This is a genomic window from Neobacillus drentensis (assembly GCF_036965425.1).
GTDB lineage: Bacteria > Bacillota > Bacilli > Bacillales > Cytobacillaceae > Neobacillus > Neobacillus drentensis_F.
The window spans coordinates 2,539-6,769 of sequence record NZ_JBALPP010000077.1 but is presented as its reverse complement, the minus strand read 5'-3'; the positions used below and the strand labels follow the sequence as shown (position 1 = coordinate 6,769).

General features: G+C 39.2%; 2 protein-coding genes and 1 pseudogene. 2 read left to right on the top strand and 1 reads right to left on the bottom strand.

The annotated features are described in order from the left end of the window. Window positions 1-345: 345 nt before the first annotated feature. Both V7161_RS18615 and V7161_RS18610 read left to right on the top strand, forming a co-directional pair. Window positions 346-1,566, top strand: a complete 1,221-nt coding sequence (locus V7161_RS18615) for an amidohydrolase (RefSeq protein ID WP_335714438.1) — start codon at window positions 346-348, stop codon at window positions 1,564-1,566. A gap of 77 nt (window positions 1,567-1,643) precedes the next feature. After that, window positions 1,644-2,987 (top strand): MFS transporter, encoded by a 1,344-nt coding sequence (locus V7161_RS18610; RefSeq protein WP_335714437.1) that lies wholly within the window; start codon window positions 1,644-1,646, stop codon window positions 2,985-2,987. Between the two features lie 385 nt (window positions 2,988-3,372). On the opposite strand, the pseudogene V7161_RS18605 reads toward V7161_RS18610, so the two are convergent. Beyond that, window positions 3,373-4,208, bottom strand: a pseudogene (locus tag V7161_RS18605) (tyrosine-type recombinase/integrase); the annotation flags it as partial. Window positions 4,209-4,231: the final 23 nt, after the last annotated feature.

The following is a 4,231-nucleotide window of genomic DNA, read 5'->3' as shown; positions in this document are numbered from 1 at the left end:
ATTGACTAACAATATTTTCATTTTTTGGTTTATTTGTACAACGACAATAAAAAATTTAGTATTAATATATAAATTGTAAGCGCTTTTATCGTTAGTATCTTGATTTACTTAAGGAGGAGAAACCTGATTCGCGTCTTTTTTTCCTAACAGCACGGTATTATGCAAATTATTATTAGGAACCTTTGTGTTAAGTTTTCTCAATATTTAAAATATTTTAAAGAGGTGAAAATGACTTACTCTTCTTGGTTGTAAGCATTTTATAAAAAGTCTATAGAGAAGAAAGGGGAACTGAAACTGTATGGGGCAAACCGTTTGTCTTAAACTGAAAGGGATGAGTAAAAGAATATGATTTCTGACTACTGGTTGACAAATGTACGCTTGGATAGCGGTTTTGAGGAGGATGAAGATGGAGTTTTTCATACACATTCGCAAATTTGTCATCTATTAATTGAAAAAGGAAAAATTGCAAATATTATACCGGCAAATTTGCCCTTGGTTACCGATCTTCCAAAACGTGATGCAATCGGTCTACTTGCGCTTCCTTCATTTGTTGAAAAGCATATTCATCTGGACAAAACTTATATGGGGTATGGATGGAAATCATGTAAAACTGTTAAGCATTTGATTGAACGATTAGATTTTGAAGCTAAAGAGAACCTTGCTATGTTGGATACGGTTAGACAGAGGGCTGAAGGGATGCTTGAAACAATCTTTGCGTCTGGTGTCACGCATATTCGTACGCATGTTAACATTGATCCTTATGTGGGGTTAAAGCACTTAGAGGAAGTGCGCAGTGCACTGGAGACTTACAGCGACAAAATGTCATATGAAATAGTAGCTTTTCCGCAACATGGGTTGTTGAGAACCCAATCAGTCGATTTGATGAGGCAGGCCATGAAGGAAGGGGCGACGATTGTTGGAGGTCTTGATCCGTACGGTGTGGATGGGGAAATAGAGAAGTCGCTGGCACAAATGATGGATATCGCTGTTGGGGCTGATGTCGATATAGATATTCATTTACATGATCCCGGACAGATCGGCCTAACAACTATGAAGCGGTTGGCTGCCATGACCCAAGAGGCCGGATATCATAATCGGGTAGCAATTAGTCATGCATTTGCATTGGGGGATGTGCCAATCGAGGAGACACTTGAAACAATCGACTTGTTTGCTGAATTGGGTATTTCCATCATTTCAACGGTACTGATTAATAGACAAATTCCAGAGCTCCCCCTTCTCAATGAAAGAGGGGTAAAAGTTGAATTGGGCTGTGACGGATTTTATGATTCATGGTTCCCATATAGAAACGGTGATATTCTCGATAAGGCGAACCGTTTTGTTGAACGTTACAGTTGGATTGACGAACGTTCACTTACAAAAGCGTTGGCATTTATTACAGGGGGAAAAACGACACTGGATTCTAATGGCAATCGAATTTGGCCAGCTGTTGGTGATGATGCAAATCTTGTTTTAGTGGAAGCAACTTGTTCGGCAGAAACTGTTGCAAGGAGATCTAAACGGGCAGCCGTCATGTTTAAAGGAAATATCATTTATAGTTCAATCTGAAAAGAGATAGGGAATTTTTCTCTTATCAGAGGCCCAATAGATTCCTAAAAAAAAGTGAATTTGAAAGGAGAGTTTTAATGAATAACAATGAAAATCTCTCTATAAATGAAGGTAAGGGGACTGCAGCTATTCCGCAAAAGTCAATACGAACTACTCAAACGTTAACCACTATTGTCGTAGTCTGCTGTTTTCTAACGATTATGGCTGAAGGGTATGATTTAGGTATATATGGTGCGGTTCTTTCAAGCTTATTAGCGGATAAAACTTGGACACTTACACCTATTCAAGCTGGTCTGATAGGCAGTTATGCTCTTATTGGGATGATGCTGGGGAACGTCCTAATTGGAACGATATCGGATATAATTGGCCGTAAGTGGTCACTCATTATTTGTCTTGGCATTTTCTCACTCACAATGGGTTTAAGTGCTATGGCTACTTCACCTGAAATGTTAGGGATTTTCCGTTTTGTAGGGGGAGTTGTTTTAGGGGGGGCCATGCCAATCGCAACGGCCATGACAATTGAATTCTCCCCGCCTAATCGTCGTTCTCTGATGAATGCGATCATGTTTTCCGGTTATCCCATTGGAGGCGTATTAGGAGTATTGCTATCCTTGATTTTCCTGGATGACCATGGCTGGAGATTTTTGTTCTGGCTGGGACTGACTCCCATTGTCCTGGTGCCAATCCTCATTTGGAAATTGCCGGAGTCACTCAATTTTCTAGTCTCGCGTAATCGCAGAAAAGAAGCAGAAGCTATTTGTATGAAATATCAATTGGATCTATCATCAATACAGAAAACACAAGGCAAAACTGAATCAAAATCTAAGTGGGACGCTCTTTTATTAATATTTTCCAAATTGTATATACGAACAACTGCGTTTTTTTGGCTTACGTTTTTCATGGGTTTACTTTTAGTATATGGGTTAAGTACATGGCTGCCAAAAATGATGGTTCAAGCAGGTTACCCTCTAGGTTCTAGTTTGTCTCTCTTATTAATGTTAAACTTTACATCAGCGATTGGAGCATTAGGAGCTGGTGCTGCTGCAGACCGTTGGGGTTCAAAACGAGTGATTAGCATTGCCTATTTTGCTGCGGCTGTAAGCATCGCTTTGTTAAGCTTAAAACCTCCTGTAGTTCTTCTTTATCCGCTAATTGGAATTGCGGGAATAGGTTCAACAGGGATTCTGATTATCTTAAGTGCCTACATTACAAAATACTTTCCAACACACGCGCGGGGCACCGCATTAGGCTGGGCATCCGGCATTGGAAGAATCGGCGCTTCTTGCGGACCAATACTTGGGGGACTTCTGTTGGCTTGGAAGCTGGATATTAGTGTGAATTTTTATATATTTGCCCTTGCTGCCTTAATTGCCTCTATCTCTATTTTATTCGTACCTGTTGAAAAGAACAGATTGATATAATGCGGTGGTAAGGACAAAGACGGCAAGGACATAACTGTATTCGTTGAACATGAACTTAATAAAGATGATCTTAAACCAAAATTCACAATCCAACTCCTAAGAAATAAGATGCCTGGACAAGGTAAATAGTAAATAATAAAGCGATTTTTTAAAGCATTATAGTATTCATTCTTTTGTTGTGGCGGATCATTTTATCCGCCGCTTTCTTTTGTGAAAATAGCCAAGGCACGGCATATTAATTTAGATTTCGATAATAATCTGTGAATGGTAGCTTCTAAAGCCGTATGATTCAGGAAGATTGTGAAATATTGTACTTACACCAACGGGTGCGAGAATTAAAGAAAGAGCAATGCTTTTTATGCATTGCTCTTATGAATTCAATATAAAAATACTTGCAATAAAGCTCTCGCCTTAAACTCCCACTTAACTGTGCATATATCCTTGAAGTCTCACTCTTCTCATGACCTAACAAGCTCTGGATAACTTCAAGAGGTGCACCATTATTCAGCATATGAGTGGCATAACTGTGCCTTAGCTGGTGCGGATGAATCGATTTATTGATCCGTGCCCGATTCGAAATTCGTTTAATGATATATCTCATCTGGGCAATACTCATTCGATGAGGATACCTTTCTGTAACAAAAATGGCTGCATCGCTATACTGGCGTTGATCCAGGTATCGTTTAAGCCAAATTTCGCAGCGGATGTTAAAATACACTACCCGCTCCTATCCCCTTTTCCTCTCACAATTGCAGAACGGTTAGACCAATTAATTCTACTCTTCTCTAAGGAAACAATTTCTCCTATACGGCACCCAGTGGAAAACATGAATTCAAACAAAGCCTTCTCCAAGGGGCTGGTGCACGCTTCACGTAAATGTTCAATTTCAAATTCTGTTAGAAACTTTGGAATTCGGTTCCCTGCTTTAGGCTCCTTTATTTTGGCGGCGGGATTTTTTGAAATATGCCCCTCCTCATGCGACCAACTAAATAATGATTTCATAAAACGTATTCGGTGAGCTAAACTTGAAGGTTTTAAGGTTTCGCTTGACTTTGCAAGGTATTCTTTAAGTTGAGCTGTGGTTATAGTATTAAGTTTAACATCCTTAAAATATCTAATAAGTAATGTAGCTTGGAGTTTATATGCTTTTAATGTTTGTGGTGAAAATCCTTCAATTCGTTTATCCGATTCATATGTTTCCCATGCCTTTGACAATAACAAAATCCATCTCTCCCTAAATTTTC

Coding starts and splice junctions, on each gene's coding strand:
- V7161_RS18615 (WP_335714438.1), top strand. CDS start 346: ATGATTTCTGACTACTGGTTGACAAATGTACGCTTGGATAGCGGTTTT.
- V7161_RS18610 (WP_335714437.1), top strand. CDS start 1,644: ATGAATAACAATGAAAATCTCTCTATAAATGAAGGTAAGGGGACTGCA.